Raw genomic sequence first — 15,286 nt, 5'->3', positions numbered from 1 at the left:
GTTGGCGGGTGTCAATCTCGTTGAAGACGAGAGTTGACACACCATTGCATTGGTCTGTGTGGTGTCCGGCGCATCCAACGGCTTGGATGACACCGAACGACCACGGCTCACATCAGATCACCGCTTACGCCGGAGCGCAGGGGGCGTGATCCTCATCCTTCGCGGACCTGAACGTACCGGACGACGGGTCATAAACCCATCGGAACGGTACGGGTCCAGCGAAACCGGGCCGAGTTGAACGGCCCGAGTCCGCGATGCGTTCTTCGCATTTCTTCGAATGGCCGGGTTGTATTTAACCCCGTCGAACTACCGACGCCACGTCATGCGATTTCATGCCGAGAGCAGCGGCCCAACTGACCGGATCGAGTCGAGACGGAAGCAATCCTACCCGGGACAGTAGCTCTGTGGCGACAGGGTGATCAACTCCGAGACATTCCGGCCGGTCGACGGAGAAAACGAGAGATCGGAACCGGCGGCCCGAGCGTTACTCGTCGTCGAGGTACTCGATGCCCTGCTTCGAGACGTTGGCCTTGGTGATGTCGTCGAGGTCGTTGAGCCAGAAGTCGTCGTCCGCGTCGTCGACTTCGGGAGCGCCGTCTTTCCAGGCCCATCCCTCGTACTCGTGGACCTTCTGGGTCCCCTTCTCCCGGAGACGAAGCGTCGTTCGCTCCGCCTCTTCCTCGGAGGGTGCCGGGTCAAGGGTTCGAGCCGCTTTGAGCGCCGCCTGACGCGGCATGTTGCCCGAGAACTCGCTCGGTTCCGATCCGTCTTCCTCTCGCAGGGCAAAGTTTCGCTTACCGTCTTCACGTACCATGGTTTTGCCTCCGTGTGACACCAGCACACAGTGTGTATTAAATATATCGGGGAAATGAAAGCTGTGCGCCACAATTTTTATATATCACCTCGGCGGCTGGCGATTTGGGGCATCAAAGCGGGAGCGAAACGGTCTATCTGCGACGATCGGCGGAGCGTTCAGCGCGCGCGACACGCCGATTCGGGGTTCGGACGGCGATTTCGGCCGCGGCTCGCGGACGGATCGGTCCCGGCTCCCGAGGCCGTTCACCCCGCGGATCGGCTCTGTTGGTCGCGCCGCGCGCACGCACGATTCACCGGCGGGGGAGTACGCGTAAACAACACTTATGTGTCTGCTATGGCGAAGGGCGACAAGCACACCCGCGATGGTCCGCAAAAAGAAGCTCAGCCCCAGTGGCGCCAAGGACGACGACGGGGAGTACCACAACGTCCACGTGAACCTCCACGAGGACGAGCTCGCCGTCGCCGGCATGGAGATCGGCGACGAGGTGTTCGTCCGGGTCAGAGACGGGAAGATAATCATCCAGAAAGCGGACGCCAACCCGGAGCAGCTCGAACACGACTTCTGACGCGGACCGCGGGAGTTCGACGTATTTTCGCCGCCGAGCGGCCGCGATACGGGCCGCGGTCGGCGGATTGATTGTCGCTCGTGACGAGACCCAGACGATGGGCGCGTACGACCTGTTGAAGCCAGCACTGTTCCGGCTGCCGCCGGAGACCGCACACGGACTGATCCACCGACTGCTCGGCCGCGTTCAGGGGACGCCGATCGCCGACGCCCTCGCCGAGCGGTACGCGGTCGACGACGATCGGCTCGCGGTCGACGCGTTCGGGTCGGCGTTCCCGAACCCGGTGGGCGTCGCGGCCGGGTTCGACAAGAACGCGCACGTCCCGCGAGCGTTGGCGTCGCTCGGGTTCAGCCACGTCGAGGTCGGCGGCGTCACCGCCGAGCGACAGCCCGGGAACCCGCGCCCGCGACTGTTCCGGCTGCGCGAGGACGAGGCCCTCGTCAACCGGATGGGATTCAACAACGAGGGCGCCGACCGGGTGGGCGAGCGCCTCGACCGCGACCCCCTCCCCGAGGTGCCGGTGGGGATCAACATCGGGAAGTCGAAGTCGACGCCGCTGGAGGACGCCCCGGACGACTACCTGTACACGTACGAGCGCGTCGCGGACGCGGGCGACTACTTCGTGGTCAACGTCTCCAGCCCGAACACCCCGGGCCTCCGCGAGCTACAGAACCGCGAGGCCCTGGAGGGGATCCTCGGGACGCTCGCCGACGCGGGGGCGGACCCGCTGCTCGTGAAGCTCTCGCCGGACCTCCCGGAGCCGGCGGTCGACGACGCGCTCGGCGTCGTCGACGACGCGCGCGTCGACGGCGTCATCGCGACCAACACGACGACCTCCCGGCCGGACTCGCTGCGGAGCCACAACCGGGCCGAGCGCGGCGGGCTCTCGGGGAAGCCGATCGAGTCGCTCGCGACGGAGCGTGTGCGGTACGTCGCGGAGCGCACCGACGTCCCGGTGATCGGTGTCGGGGGAATATCCGACGCCGCGGGCGCCTACGAGAAGATACGGGCGGGCGCCTCGCTGGTCCAGCTGTACACGGGCCTCGTCTACGAGGGGCCGGGACTCGCGCGCGACATCAACGAAGGACTCGTCGAACTGCTCGAGCGCGACGGGTTCGACTCGGTCGAGGACGCCGTCGGCGCGGACCTGTGACCGAGGGAGAAGCCGAAGGGAGGAGGGAATCTACGCGTCGTTGCGGACGATGACGACGACGTCGTCCGCCTGAAGCAGTTCGCCCTCGCCCCGGTACTGCCGCTCTTCCTCGACCGCGAACTCGTCGCCGACGAGCGTGACGCCCGCGACGTGAAGCTCGTCGCCGTCGATATCGTACTCCTCCTGCGCGAGGGCGGCCTCGATGTCGCCGACTTGGTCGCCGTACTTCGGGCCGACGGTGGCGTAGTCGAGGTCGATGCCAGTGATCACCGTCTCGACGGGCGCGTCGCCGTCGGGGTGGACCGCGAGGTCGTCGACGTGCATTACGCCGGTGATGTCGTCCTCGAAGCCGCGCACGTCGGCGTACACCTCCACCGCGTCAAGCGCGGCGGTGAGGGGGAGCTGGTTCTCGCTCTTGTACTTCCGGAGGGCGCCGACGACGGCGGTCGCGGCGGTCCCGGCGTCGCGGTCGGCCTCGATCCCCAGCGGCTCGGGCCAGTCGGCGAGGTGGATCGAGTCGCCCGCGCCGTCGGCGAGGCCGGTCTCCTCGGTGTCGGCGGAGTCGGCAGCGCCGGCGCCCGCGTCGGGCACGGCGTCGGCGTACATGTCGTGCCACAGCTCCTCGGTGACGTGCGCGAGGAGGGGCGCGAACAGCTTCAGGAACCGTCGGTGCGCGGTCCGGAGGGTGTACGCCGCGGCGTCGTCCTCGCGCTGTTTCGCGATCTCGAGGTAGTCGTCGCAGAACGTGTTCCAGAAGAAGCTCCGGAGCTCGTCGCGGGCCTTCGAGAACGCGCGCTCTTCGAGCAGGTCGGTGAGCCGCTCGACCTCGGCGTCGAGCTCGGCGAGCAGCCAGCGGTCGAGCTCGCGGAGCCCGTCGTCGGGCTCGGCCGGGAACGGCTCCGGCGCGAGCGACTCGACGAGCTTCGAGGCGTTCCACAGCTTCCGGATCAGCTTCTCGCCCGCGCGGAGGTCCTTCTCCTTGAACGGGAAGTCGTCGCCGACGGCGGTGCCGGCCGCCCAGTAGCGCGTGGCGTCGACCGGGAACTCCTCCAAGACGGCCTCGGGCTCGACGACGTTGCCGACCGACTTCGACATCTTCTCGCGGTTCTCGTCGAGGACGTGCCCGTTGATCATCGTCTCCTCGAACGGGACCTCGCCGGTGTGCTCGTAACACTTGACGAGCGTGTGGAACAGCCAGAAGCTGATGATGTCGTGGCCCTGCGGGCGGAGGTCGAACTGATACAGCTCCGGATGCTCCATCGTGAACTCCTCGGCCTCCTCGTCCCAGTCCCAGCCGGCGTTGATGAGCGGCGTGAGGCTGGAGGTGGCCCACGTGTCGAGCACGTCGTCCTCGGGCTCGAACGCCTCGTGCCCGCACGCGGGACAGGCGTCGACCGGCGGGTCGTCGGAGAGCGGGTCGACGGGCAGGTCGGCCTTCTCGGCGATGACCTCCTCGCCGCAGTCCTCGCAGTACCACACCGGGAACGGGATGCCCGAGGAGCGCTGCCGGGAGATGAGCCAGTCCCACTGGAGCCCCTCGACCCAGTGCTCGTACCGGGTGAACATCTTCTCGGGCGACCACTCCATCTCCCGGCCGACCTCGAGGTACTCGTCCGTCTTGTCGAGCATCTCGATGTACCACTGCTCGGTGACGAGGAACTCGACGCTCGTCCCGCAGCGCTCGTGGACGTTGACGGTGTGGGTGATGTCGCGGCGGTCGAGCAGCGCGCCAGCCTCGTCGAGGTCCTCAACGATGGCCTCGCCGGCCTCGTCGGCGTGGAGCCCCTCGTACCCCTCGGCGACGTCGGTCATGTGGCCGGACTCGTCGATGGCGACCCGCAGGTCCAGGTCGTGGACCTGGTACCACTCGATGTCGTTCTGGTCGCCGAACGTACAGCACATCACGACCCCGGAGCCCGTCTCCATGTCGACGCGCTCGTCGGCGATGATCGGCACCTCGTGGCCGAACAGCGGGACCTCGGCGGACTCGCCGACGAGGTCCTGGTTCTCGTCGTCGTCCGGGTGGACGAAGACGGCGACGCAGGCCGGGAGGAGTTCCGGGCGCGTCGTCGAGATGACGAACTCCTCGGGGTCGTCGCCATCGCCGTCACCGCCGCTTCCGGCGACGGAGAAGGCGATGTCGTTGAAGTGGCTGGCCTGCTCGTCGTCCTCGGTCTCGACCTGCGAGATGGCGGTCTCGCACTCGGGACACCAGATCGCGGGGGCCTTCTCGCGGTACTCGCGGCCCTGGTCGTACAGATCGACGAAGGAGAGCTGGGAGACGCGCTGGACGCGCGGCTCGATGGTCTGGTACGTGTGGTCCCAGTCGACCGACACCCCGAGCGACTGGACGTTCTCGGTGAACTGCTCTTCGTACTGCGCGCAGACCTCCCGGCACTTCGCCTGGAACTCGCGGCGCTCGAACTCCTGGTGGCGGATGTCGAGCTCGTCCTCCGTCAGCCGCTCGGAGGCGATCCCGTTGTCGTCGTAGCCGAACGGGAAGAACGTCGTGCCGCCGTTCATGCGCTCGAAGCGCGCGACGAAGTCCTGGAGGGTGAACCCGTACAGGTGGCCCATGTGGAGGCTCCCCGATACCGTCGGCGGGGGCGTGTCGATGGAGAAGACGGTGTTCGGATCGACCGGGTCGTCGGCGGAGTAGGCGTACGTCTCCTCGTCGACCCAGCGCCGCTGCCAGCGCGGCTCGACGGCGTCGGGGTCGTACTCACCACTGGGCATTTCGGTCACACGTTCCGCCGGTTCCCCCTTAACGGACTCGGTTGTGTGGGGCGATACGACGGTGGTATCCCTCAGACTGTGTCGTCGAGGTCGTGTTCGGTCGCCATCTTCGACGCCTCGGACGCGAACCGCTCGACCTCGTCGGCCGGGCTCTCGCCGAGCGCGCTCTCGTCGACCACGCGGCCGGCGGTGATCCCGTCGCCCGTGACGAGCCGCTGTTCGGCCAGCTCCTTCGTGTGCATCCGCTCGCCGTCCTCCGTGGCGTAGGTGAGCCGCACGAGCCCCTTCGAGTCGAACTGCCGGTCGACGAGCCAGACGGTGGGCATGCGCGAGGATGGGTGCCTGCGACGCTTAAAAAGGACGGTCGCGCTGTGGGAAGTGGGTGGCGAGGGGCGATTCCGGAGCGCGGTTGCGGTGGCGCGTGCCGACGAGCAGCCGTTAGGCTGCGAGTCGCACGCGCGAGGGACGCGGCGACCGGAGCGAAGCGGAGGGAGCCGCGAGGCTGGGGAGGTGTGAGGTGCGGTCGCGGGGCGGGACTCGAAGGGGCGGCCGGGAGAAGTTCGGAGGCGACGCAAGCACCACAGCGAAGGAGCGGAGCGACTGAGCGAGGCGCGCAGCGAGCGTCCGGACTTCTCCCGGCCGGGGCTTTGGAGGAAGTCATCGCCGATCGCCTTTCAGAGCCCCACACCTCTCGTCGCCACCGCTTTGTATCGGCTCATCTAACCGAGAGCCATGTACGTCGAGTTCGACCGCGACACCTGCGTCGGGATGTACCAGTGCGTCGCCGAGTGGGACGCCTTCGAGAAGAACCTGAACGACGGGAAGGCCGATTTAAAAGGGAGCGAGGAAGCGGACGAGGACTTGTTCGTCGTGGAAGTGCCCGACGGCGAAGAGCTCGACGCGAAGTTCGCGGCGCGCTCGTGCCCGGTCGACGCCATCGAAGTGTACGACGACGACGGCGAACAGGTTGTGTGACGGGTTCTGGACGGTGGGGTAGCTGTTTATAAATTGGTGCTGCTGGATCGGTCCAGAGAACCGCCTCCAAAGCCCCGACCGCGAGGACTCGCGCGACTCGCTGCGGTCCTCTGTCGGTCGCTGGCGCTCCCTCCTTGCGGTCCTTGCGTCGCCGGGCTTCGCCCTCGCGGTCGCCCCTTTGAGTCCCGCCCCGCACAGCAACCGCACCTCTCACCTCCCCAGCCTCGTCGGTGGTCCTCCGCTGCGCTCCGGACCACCGACTCCCTCGCACGCGCTGCGTCGCGGCCGCCGGGGGCGGCCGCTCGCAGGCGCGCGCCGGGGTAAATGGTTGAGGGGACGCGTCTGCGAGCGACCGACTCTATTTATAAGTGATCGGCCACGTCCTCGGCGAAATAGGTGATGATGAGATCCGCGCCCGCGCGCTTGAGCGCGGTGAGCGACTCCAGCGCGGTCGCCTCCAGGTCGAGCCACCCCTTCTCCGCGGCGGCGTGGAGCATCGCGTACTCGCCGGAGACGTTGTACGCCGCGATGGGGCGGTCGAACTCCCGCCGGAGGTCGCCGACGATGTCGAGGTACGGCAGCCCGGGCTTCACCATCAGCACGTCGGCGCCCTGCTCGGCGTCGAGCCGCGCCTCCCGGAGCGCCTCGCGGCGGTTCGCGGGGTCCATCTGGTAGTGCCGGCGGTCGCCGAACTCGGGCGCGCCGTCGGCGGCGTCACGGAACGGGCCGTAGAAGGCCGATTCGTACTTCGCTGCGTAGCTCAGGATGGCGACCTCCTCGTGGCCCGCGTCGTCGAGCGCCTCGCGGATCGCTCCCACCTGCCCGTCGGTCATCGCCGAGGGGGCGACCACGTCCGCGCCCGCGTCCGCCTGCGAGACGGCGGTCCGAGCCAGCAGGTCGAGCGTCTCGTCGTTCTTGACGGTGAGTGTCGGGTCCGACTCGGCGGTCTCCTCGATGACGCCGCAGTGGCCGTGGTCGGTGTACTCGCAGAGGCAGACGTCGCCGATCACGGTGACGTCGGTCTCGGCGGAGATCCGGCGGATAGCGCGCTGGACGACGCCGTCGTCGGCGTACGCCCGGCTCCCGGACGCGTCCTTCGACTCGGGGACGCCGAAGAGGATGACGGCCTCGACGCCCGTCTCGCGGATCTCGGCGACGCGGTCGACGGCCTGATCGACCGGGACGCGCTCGTGGCCGGGCATCGTCTCGATAGGCACGCGCTCGTCGGTCGTCGCGTCGACGAAGACGGGCGCGACCAGGTCCGACGCCGAGAGGTCGGTCTCGGCGACGAGCGGGCGAACGCCGTCGGTCCGGAGGCGGCGGGGCCGGTCCGTGAGGTCCATGGAGGGAGTTGGCCCCGGGCGGCCTTTTACCGTTCGTCTCGCACCGACTGGGTCGCTCGGCGGAGGGAGGGGTCGGCCGAGGCGGCTACTCCGAGGACTCGATGTCGATCCGGTCGCGGAGCTCCGCGAGCTCGTCCGACTCCGCGAGCTCCTCGACGCGCTGTTTGAAGTGGGACTCGCAGAGCCCGACGACCACGCCGCCCTGCTCCGCCTCGTACGTGGCCTCCCGGTCGCAGTAGTGACACCGCATGCGTCGTACTCCGTTCGGCGCCGGCTTAATCCTGTTCGTCGGGCTCCGCGCCGGGGGAGGCCCCGACCGCGAACGCCTCGACCGAGACCGGTTCGGGCAGCCGCTCGCGGACGGGCGCAAACGCCGATTCGGTCAGCCCGGCGACCCCGAGCGTCCGCTCGTGGGCGTCCGTCCCGCCGGTTCTGAGCAGGTCGCTCTCGGCGGCGAGGCGGTCGATCCGCGCGTCGTCGACGGCGCGGCCGTACGGATAGAAGCGTTCGATCGCGTCGATGGCCGGCGCCTCCGCGGCGACCCCGAGGGCCTCGTCGACGCGGTCGTAGCGGAACGGGTGCGCGAGCCCGACGAGCGCGCAGGCGTCCGCGAGCAGGTCGAGCCCCTCGTCGAGCGGCGTCACGTCGCGCGCGACGTAACACGGGCCGTCGTTCCCGATCAGCTCGTCGAAGGCCCCGGCGTAGTCGTAGGGCGCGTCCGACGCGTCGATCGCCCGCGCGATGTGGGGGCGCCCGAGCCCGGCGCGCGGTTCCACGTCGAGGTCGACGCCGAGCCGCTCTTCGACGCGGTCGAGGATGGCGGCGCCGCGCTCGCGGCGGTCGCGCTGGAGGCGATCGACCTCCGCGTCGAGCGCGTCGGTGTGCTCGACGCCGTAGCCGAGGAGGTCGAGGCGCTCGAAGCCGGCGTCGACGCGGAGCTCGATCCCGCGGACGACCCGGACGCCGTCGCGCTCGACGACCGGCGCGTCGAGCCCCGGGTGGATCCGGTCGTGGTCCGTGACGGCCACCCAGTCGACGCCGGCCTCGCGGGCGGCCGCGGGCACCTCGCTGAGCGTCAAGGTCCCGTCGGAGACGGTCGTGTGTGCGTGGAGGTCGGCGACGATAGGGTCGGCGGGACGTGCGGAGTCGACGGAGTCACCGGAGGCGGCGGAATCGTCGGAATCGGCGGGCATAGGGGCGAATAGCTGCGCCCGACACTAAGCCGCGGCGGTTCCGAGAACCACCGGTGGTGTCCCGATATAAGGCGATATAAGGTATCTCCTCCGACTAAGGTCGTACATGGACAATCATTAAGAACCATCGGCGGTTTTCATCTGTTGATGCGCTTGAACGGCGTCGACGACCGACTCGAACGGCACCAGTACCCGACCACCTCTGAGGAGATCATCGCGGCTCACGGCAACGCGACCGTAGAGCTCGCGAACGGGTCCGAGCGGCTCGGCGACGTCTTGGAGCGGTTCGGCGACCAGACGTTCGAGAATCCGGAGGACGTGTTCACCACGCTCCGGGCCGGCGTCTGCCACCGGGGCGTCGGTCGCCGGTTCTACTCGGACCGCGACCCGACCACCGACGCGGAGGAGGGACCCTCGCCGGTCTCGTTCTGACGCGCCGAACCGCACGGAGTCCATACCCTTTCTTTCGAAACCCGACCGCGGAGAGCCGCAGATCCGCCCAAACCGGGAGCGGCTACGTCACCGCAGAGCGACGCGGCTACGACACGCCGTCGACGACCCCGGAGAGGTCGAGCGGGACCGACCCCTTCCGATACCCCTCGATCGAGCCGTCGGGCTCGGCGCGGTAGACGACCGCGGGCTTGTGACGGACCGCGGGTTCGGCCTCGCGCACGGCCTTCCACTCGTCGGCGGGGAACGACGAGCAGTCGACGAACAGCGTGACGCCGCCCGCGTGGGCCGCGAGCTGGCCGCTCGTCTTCGTCTCGGCGGTGTCGCGGACGGCCGCGACGGGGTCGTTCGCGGAGCGGCCGGCGGTCGGCTGCGGGCGCGTCACCTCGACGAGGTGGCCGGCGCCCGTCTCCGGGTCCGTCGCGCGGAAGTCGAGCGAGTGGCCCGTCGTCACCTCGATCTCCGGGGTGACCCCGTACCCCGCGTCCGTGAGGATCCGGGCCGCGGTGAACTCGGCGATGGCCGCGCTCATGCGGACGAGGTCCCGCGAGGCGGAGGTGCCGAGCTTCCCGGCCATCACCTCTCGGTGGTCGTCCAGCGTCCCGGGCCGGAGCGTCTCCTCGACGAACCCAGTGCCGGCCTCCCGGGTCGCGTCCGGGAACCCGGCCGCGTGGTCGCGGAAGAACGCCCGACTCGTCTCCGCGCCGTCCTTCGAGCAGAAGACGGGCAGGAAGTACCACGAGACGTGCGGGTAGTCGGCCAGCCACGGCTCGTCGTCGTGGAGCCCGGCGAGCAGCTCGCGCTGCGCCCACCGCGAGACCGGGTACGGCGCCTCGTCGAACCCGTACTTGTCCGTCCGCCAGAGCTCGCTCGGCGTCTCCGTGTTGCCCAGCCAGTACCCGGCCGGCCCGCCGTCGGCGCCCGGCGGGGGGTCCGCGTCGTCGTCGGTCCAGCAGAACAGCGCGAACGACCCGTCGTCCATGTCGAACCGGCGCGCCTCGTACGCCGGCGGCGGCGCGAACCACGGGTCGCCGGCGATCGCTCCGAGGTTCTCGTCGAGGGGGCGACCGATCTGGGACCGGACGCGGTCCGCGGTCCACCGGTCGGGCGAGCGCCTGAAGCGGAGCGGTTGTGCCACGGGCGTTCGGTATCACGCCGCGGGATTAATCGATTCCGGTGGACCGACCCGATCGTTCACGGTTTATGATACCTTTGCCGACAGGTATATAACAGGAAACGGCCAAGTGTAGTCGTACCATGTCAATGGGTGCCTATGATGAGGCCGAACACGAGCGTCGCGAGAAGAAGACCAGCGAAGTCGACGCCGACTTCGACGCGGAGCGCCCCGAGTACTCCGGATCGCTGACCTACGACTCGGGCGACTCCACGGAGGCACTCCTCGACAAGTTCGAAGAGCTTCAGGGCAAGTGACGCGGCCGCGGCGACGCCGCGCCTTTTAATTCCATCCTCGACGCCGGTAGCGACGGGTAACGGTCGCGACAGCGATGAACGACGGTCCGAACGGAACCGAGAGCTCAGGTGAGTAGGATCGCCGCCGAACAGACGACCGCGACCGCGATGACGTGGCCGACCACCGCGCCGAGCAGCACTGGTTCAGTGAGGAGAAACGGCACCAGTGCGAGCTGAACCGCGGAGAATCCGATGTTCTCGGCGTCGAGCCGCCGGACGGTCGCCCGCTCCTCCGGCGAGAGGTCGACGTGGACCGCGCGCCACAACGCGACGACGGCGCTCCACCAGGAGGTACCGATGCGGTACGTCAGGTCCCAGAGCACGAGCAGCGTGAGGTAGACGACGGGGAGCGGCGGCTCCGGCCCGAACAGCCGGTCGATGAGCGTCGTCCCCACGGCCCCGTCCCACGCGAAGAGGTACGTCACCAGCGCGATGAACGCCAGCACGCCCAACACGATCTCGATGCTCGACCCGAACAGCAGCCGCTTGTGTTCCGGCGGGGTCCCGAGCAGCCGGTTCTTCTCGCCCAGGCGGTGCATCTCGACGCTCCCGACGGCGGCGACGACGACGGCGACCGTGCCCGCGGCGACGGCGTTCCACGTCCCGTAGTACCAGCCGAGCCCCACCACGCCGACCTCGAAGATGAGGAACTGGAGCGCGACCGCCAGCGTCCGCGAGATCCCGAGCCCCGGGATCCCGCCGACGAGGCTCTCGTACACCCACGTCTCGCCGTACTCGCGGCTCACGGCGAAACCCCGGGGAGCGCGCTCAGTCGCGACCCCTCGTCGTCCCCCGACTCGGCCAGCGCCCGCGCGACCGCGAGCTCGAAGGGCGTGCGCTCGACGGGCACGAACTCCCGGACCCGGTCGTCCTCGACGATCACGGTGTTGCGGAGCCCCTCGACCAGCGACCGGGCGAGGTAGGGGTTCACGTCGGTGACGAGCCGGAGCCACCGGGCCGACAGCTCGGGGCTCAACACCGGCACCCTGACGATCCGGAGGCCGCCGCCGAGCTGTCGCCTGGTCCGCCGGAGGATCTCGGCGTAGGTCAACACCTCGGGGCCGCCGATCTCGAAGGTCTCGCCCGCGGTCTCGGGGACGTCGAGGACGCCTGCGAGGTACGCGACCACGTCGGCTATCGCGATCGGCTGACACAGCGTGTCCACCCACTTCGGGGTGACCATCACCGGAAGCCGTCGCGCGAGTCCGGCGATCACCTCGAAGCTCGCGCTGCCCGCGCCGATGATGATCGCGGCCCGGAGCGTTGTGAGCGCCGGGTCGCCCTCGCCGAGGATCCGCTCGACCTCGCGGCGGGACCGGAGGTGTTCGGAGAGCTCCTCGCGGTCCTCGCCGAGCCCGCCGAGGTAGACGATCCGGTCGATCCCCGCGTCGGACGCGGCCGCGGCGAAGTTGGTCGCGCAGTTCCTGTCGCGCTCCTCGTACCCCGGGCCGCCGTCCATCGAGTGGACGAGGTAGTACGCGGCGTCGACCGTCTCGCCGTCGAGTTCGAAGGCGGGCGGGAGCGACTCCGGTTCCAAGAGGTCCCCCTCGACGACCGAGACTCCCTCGGGCGCCGCGTAGCCGTCGGCATCCCGGACGAGCGCGACCACGTCGTGGCCGCGCGCGCGCAGCGTCGGGATGAGTCGGCTCCCGACGAACCCGGTCGCGCCGGTGACGAGCACTCGCATACCGTCCCCTCGGGCGGCGCGACCATAAGCCCCGGCCCGCGCGGCCGACCTCTCCGGGTTCCGAGAACGCCGCGAGCGCCGAGGTCGTCGCGAGCGCCGGGGGCGCGGACCGATCGCTAGAAGTGCCCCCGGGTTCCTCCTTCGGTATGCGCGCTGGCGAGTTCGAACCGGTTCGCGGCGTCGAGGACCTGTACGTCCACGACACCGGCATGTTCGACACCGACGAGTACGGCGCCGTCTACGTGTACGACGCCGAGCGACCGATCGTGATCGACACCGGGACGGGGGCGAACCGGGAGGCCCTCTTCGAGAGCGTCGAGGAGATCGGGATCGGCCGCGAGGAGCTCGCGTGGATCCTCCCGACCCACGCCCACCTCGACCACGCCGGGGGCGCCGGCTACCTCGCGGAGCGCTATCCGAACGCCGAGGTCCGGGTGCCTGAAAAGGGGGTCCGCCACCTCGTCGATCCCGAGGCGCTCGTCGCGGGCACCAAGTCGGCGGTCGAGGAGCAGTGGAAGCACTACGCGGAGCCGAAGCCGGTCCCCGACGACCGGATCGAAGGCGTCGCCGAGGGCGACCGGATCGACCTCGGCGACCGCGAGCTCGTCGTTCACGAGGCGCCCGGCCACGCGCCCCACCACGCGGTGTACCACGACCCGGAGGCGGACGTCGTGTTCGCCGCCGACGCCGCCGGCATCTACGTCCCCGAGATCGACGCGGTGACGCCGACGACGCCGCCGCCGCAGTTCGACTTCGAGCAGTGCCTCGACGACATCCGGCTGATCGAGGACCTCGACCCGGACACGCTCTGTTTCGCCCACTTCGGACCGCGCGACTGCGACGGGGACCTGCTCGGCGAGGCGAAGCGGGCGTACGTCGAGTGGGTCGAGCGGGTCCGCGAGAAGCGCGCCGACCTCGACGACGACGAGGCGGTCGTCGACCACTTCGAGGCGGCGAGCCGGGACATCGACTACTGGAACCGTGAGCGCGCGAAGGCGAACACGAGCCTGAACGCCCGCGGCGTGTTGACATACCTCGACCGCGTTGACGACGAGGAGTGACTCGCTGGCGAGACGGGGCGGAGCAGTCGAGCGGCCGGCGGAACGCGACGCGGACCCGCCGAGAGAAACGCCCTAAACCCCGCCGCACGTAGGGGCGAGCAGATGGGCATCTTCGACACGATCCGGGCCGTGCTCGGGACGAGCGCCGAGACCGACGCGACCCGCGAGGCGGATCCCGAGGACCTCTTCGGGATGTCGACCGCGTACATGACGATGGAGGCGGACCTCCGCTACGACCACTGCGGCGAGGCCGCCCTGTGTTTCTCCGGGATGGACAGCACGCGCTTCGACGAGGCGGTCGAGACCGTCGAGGCCATCCTGGAGGCCGGCGAGATCGACACCGGCACCGGGTTCCACCGGTACGAGGACGACCACGGCTACCAGTGGTTCGTGCTGGAGGACGACGACCCCGAGGACCTAGTGACGAGCGTCCACTTCGCGGCCGACCAGTTCATGGAGGAGGGGTTCGGGTCGCGGCTGCTCGCGGCCGTGTTCGGCTTCGAGAACGACGACGGGCCGGTGTACTGGGTCTACTCGTTCCGCCGGGGCGCCTATTACCCGTTCGCGCCGCGAGGGACGAACGACCGGAACCAGCGGGTCGAGTTCAAGCTCCAGTCGGTCCTCGACGGCGAACTGGGCCTGGAGGACGACGAGTCGTACTGGTACCCGCTGTGGCCCGACGCGCCCGGGAACCACCCGTGGGAGTGAGCGCGGGTGACGAGATGAACGACGGCTCTGACTCGGATGTTTCCGGGCGAAACACGCCGAAGAAGCGCCTGCTCCGTGGAATTGCCATCCAGACAGCGGCCATCGCCGCGGCGGTCCACCTGCTGTGGGCGTGGCCGCGCCTCGGATCCCCGCCGGACGCGCGCCCCTACTTCTTCGTCGCCGGGAGCGCGCTCGCGGCCGCGGTCGCCGTCGCGACGCTGCGGGGCGGCGAGTACCGGCGGCTGTACGCGCTCGGCGCGGGGACCCTCGGGGCGTTCCTCGGCGGATTCCTCGCGTGGCACGGGGGCGACGCGGCCGCCGCGCTCGCGGCGGAGCCGCTGGCGGTCGCGGCGGTGATCGTCGAGGTCGTCGGGGTCGGCGCCTTCCTCGGGCTGTACCGGCTCGCGCCGCCGACGAGCGTCGCCGTCGCGCGGCGGCGCGAGGGCGAACCGGACGAGAAGGGACGGAACGAAGCCGAGGAGGGAGCGCCGTGACGGACGCGTACCGGACGGTGGCCGAGCGCGCGACCGCGCGGTTCGAGGTCCAGGGCTCCGAGTTCCTCGGCCACGTCGCCCCCGTCGACACGGTCGAGGCGGCGGAGTCGTTCGTCGAGGAAGTTCGGGGCGAGTACGCCGACGCGACCCACAACGTGCCCGCGTACCGGGTTCCCGCGGGCGAGCCCTCCGAGCGGGCGCCGGGCTCGGAGCCGATGCTCAGGGAGTACTCCTCGGACGACGGCGAGCCGACCGGCTCGGCGGGCAAGCCCGCGCTGAACGTCCTCCAGCAGCGCGAGGTCCGGAACGTCGTCGCGGTGGTGACGCGGTACTACGGCGGGACGAACCTCGGGGTCGGGGGACTCGCGCGCGCCTACTCGCGCGCGGTGAAAGACGGCGTCGACGCGGCCGGGGTGCTGGAGGAGCGGCCGCACCGGAGCCTCGTCGTCGAGACCGAGTACGACGACTCGGGGACGGTCCGGGGCGTGATCGAGTCGACGGGCGTCGAGTTCGACGCCGACTACGGCGAGCGCGTCCGGTTCGACCTCCGGGTGCCGGTCGCCGAGGTCGAGGAGCTCCGGGAGCGCCTCAACGACGCGACGAGCGGGCGGGTGGAGATCGGTCGCTGACGCGC

General features: G+C 69.7%; 18 protein-coding genes. 9 read left to right on the top strand and 9 right to left on the bottom strand.

The annotated features are described in order from the left end of the window. Positions 1-484: 484 nt before the first annotated feature. Entirely contained in the window at positions 485-814 is a 330-nt protein-coding gene (locus tag C466_RS14035) for a non-histone chromosomal MC1 family protein (RefSeq protein WP_049908434.1), read from the bottom strand. Positions 815-1,178: 364 nt separating this feature from the next. Here C466_RS14035 and C466_RS14030 point away from each other — a divergent pair, with 364 nt between their 5' ends. Together C466_RS14030 and C466_RS14025 are read left to right on the top strand one after the other, a co-directional pair. Then, entirely contained in the window at positions 1,179-1,382 is a 204-nt protein-coding gene (locus C466_RS14030; RefSeq protein WP_004599199.1) for a hypothetical protein, read from the top strand. Between the two features lie 97 nt (positions 1,383-1,479). Beyond that, entirely contained in the window at positions 1,480-2,535 is a 1,056-nt protein-coding gene (locus tag C466_RS14025) for a quinone-dependent dihydroorotate dehydrogenase (protein ID WP_004599200.1), read from the top strand. A 30-nt stretch (positions 2,536-2,565) separates the two neighbouring features. Here the strand turns inward: C466_RS14025 and C466_RS14020 are convergent, their stop codons facing one another. Together C466_RS14020 and C466_RS14015 are read right to left on the bottom strand one after the other, a co-directional pair. Continuing rightward, a complete protein-coding gene (locus C466_RS14020; RefSeq protein WP_004599201.1) occupies positions 2,566-5,271 on the bottom strand; it encodes a valine--tRNA ligase in 2,706 nt (901 codons plus the stop codon). 71 nt (positions 5,272-5,342) lie between these two features. Continuing rightward, on the bottom strand, positions 5,343-5,597 hold the full coding sequence (locus tag C466_RS14015; protein ID WP_004599202.1) for a hypothetical protein: 255 nt from the start codon (positions 5,595-5,597) through the stop codon (positions 5,343-5,345). Positions 5,598-6,003: 406 nt separating this feature from the next. Here C466_RS14015 and C466_RS14010 point away from each other — a divergent pair, with 406 nt between their 5' ends. Then, the gene (locus tag C466_RS14010) at positions 6,004-6,246 is read left to right on the top strand and encodes a ferredoxin (protein ID WP_004599203.1); all 243 of its coding nucleotides are present in this window, start codon (positions 6,004-6,006) and stop codon (positions 6,244-6,246) included. A gap of 362 nt (positions 6,247-6,608) precedes the next feature. On the opposite strand, the gene hemB is transcribed toward C466_RS14010, so the two are convergent. From hemB to C466_RS14000, 3 genes are all read right to left on the bottom strand, one after another. After that, positions 6,609-7,589 carry a porphobilinogen synthase gene (gene hemB / locus C466_RS14005; protein WP_004599204.1) on the bottom strand — a complete coding sequence of 327 codons (981 nt, stop codon included), beginning with the start codon at positions 7,587-7,589 and terminating at the stop codon, positions 6,609-6,611. Between the two features lie 85 nt (positions 7,590-7,674). Then, on the bottom strand, positions 7,675-7,839 hold the full coding sequence (locus C466_RS17045) for a DUF6757 family protein (protein WP_004599205.1): 165 nt from the start codon (positions 7,837-7,839) through the stop codon (positions 7,675-7,677). Positions 7,840-7,864: 25 nt separating this feature from the next. After that, positions 7,865-8,782, bottom strand: coding sequence for a PHP domain-containing protein (locus C466_RS14000; RefSeq protein ID WP_004599206.1), 918 nt, complete (start codon positions 8,780-8,782; stop codon positions 7,865-7,867). 147 nt (positions 8,783-8,929) lie between these two features. Between C466_RS14000 and C466_RS13995 the strand changes: the two genes are divergently transcribed. Next, on the top strand, positions 8,930-9,214 hold the full coding sequence (locus C466_RS13995; protein WP_004599207.1) for a DUF5789 family protein: 285 nt from the start codon (positions 8,930-8,932) through the stop codon (positions 9,212-9,214). Positions 9,215-9,320: 106 nt separating this feature from the next. Here the strand turns inward: C466_RS13995 and C466_RS13990 are convergent, their stop codons facing one another. Beyond that, the gene (locus C466_RS13990; RefSeq protein ID WP_004599208.1) at positions 9,321-10,370 is read right to left on the bottom strand and encodes a DUF5784 family protein; all 1,050 of its coding nucleotides are present in this window, start codon (positions 10,368-10,370) and stop codon (positions 9,321-9,323) included. 125 nt (positions 10,371-10,495) lie between these two features. Between C466_RS13990 and C466_RS17040 the strand changes: the two genes are divergently transcribed. Further along, the gene (locus C466_RS17040) at positions 10,496-10,663 is read left to right on the top strand and encodes a DUF5786 family protein (RefSeq protein ID WP_004599209.1); all 168 of its coding nucleotides are present in this window, start codon (positions 10,496-10,498) and stop codon (positions 10,661-10,663) included. Between the two features lie 104 nt (positions 10,664-10,767). On the opposite strand, the gene C466_RS13985 is transcribed toward C466_RS17040, so the two are convergent. Both C466_RS13985 and C466_RS13980 read right to left on the bottom strand, forming a co-directional pair. Further along, entirely contained in the window at positions 10,768-11,448 is a 681-nt protein-coding gene (locus tag C466_RS13985) for a DUF7530 family protein (protein ID WP_004599210.1), read from the bottom strand. After that, entirely contained in the window at positions 11,445-12,389 is a 945-nt protein-coding gene (locus tag C466_RS13980; RefSeq protein WP_004599211.1) for an NAD(P)H-binding protein, read from the bottom strand. Before C466_RS13980 ends, C466_RS13985 begins: the two co-directional genes overlap by 4 nt. A 146-nt stretch (positions 12,390-12,535) precedes the next feature. Here C466_RS13980 and C466_RS13975 point away from each other — a divergent pair, with 146 nt between their 5' ends. The 4 genes from C466_RS13975 (at position 12,536) to C466_RS13960 (ending at position 15,281) form a co-directional block, all read left to right on the top strand. Further along, positions 12,536-13,450: an MBL fold metallo-hydrolase gene (locus C466_RS13975; protein WP_004599212.1), complete on the top strand. Its 915-nt coding sequence runs from the start codon at positions 12,536-12,538 to the stop codon at positions 13,448-13,450. Between the two features lie 102 nt (positions 13,451-13,552). Then, positions 13,553-14,158, top strand: coding sequence for a PspA-associated protein PspAB (gene pspAB / locus C466_RS13970; RefSeq protein WP_004599213.1), 606 nt, complete (start codon positions 13,553-13,555; stop codon positions 14,156-14,158). Between the two features lie 14 nt (positions 14,159-14,172). After that, complete coding sequence (locus C466_RS13965; RefSeq protein WP_193366054.1) at positions 14,173-14,652, top strand: hypothetical protein; 480 nt, start codon at positions 14,173-14,175, stop codon at positions 14,650-14,652. Beyond that, a complete protein-coding gene (locus C466_RS13960; RefSeq protein WP_004599215.1) occupies positions 14,649-15,281 on the top strand; it encodes an IMPACT family protein in 633 nt (210 codons plus the stop codon). The genes C466_RS13965 and C466_RS13960 overlap by 4 nt, the downstream gene beginning before the upstream one ends. Positions 15,282-15,286: the final 5 nt, after the last annotated feature.

The sequence above is a fragment of the Halorubrum distributum JCM 10118 genome (assembly GCF_000337335.1).
Lineage (GTDB): Archaea > Halobacteriota > Halobacteria > Halobacteriales > Haloferacaceae > Halorubrum > Halorubrum distributum.
The sequence above is the reverse complement of the archived record's forward strand: the minus strand, read 5'-3'. Positions and strand labels throughout refer to the sequence as shown.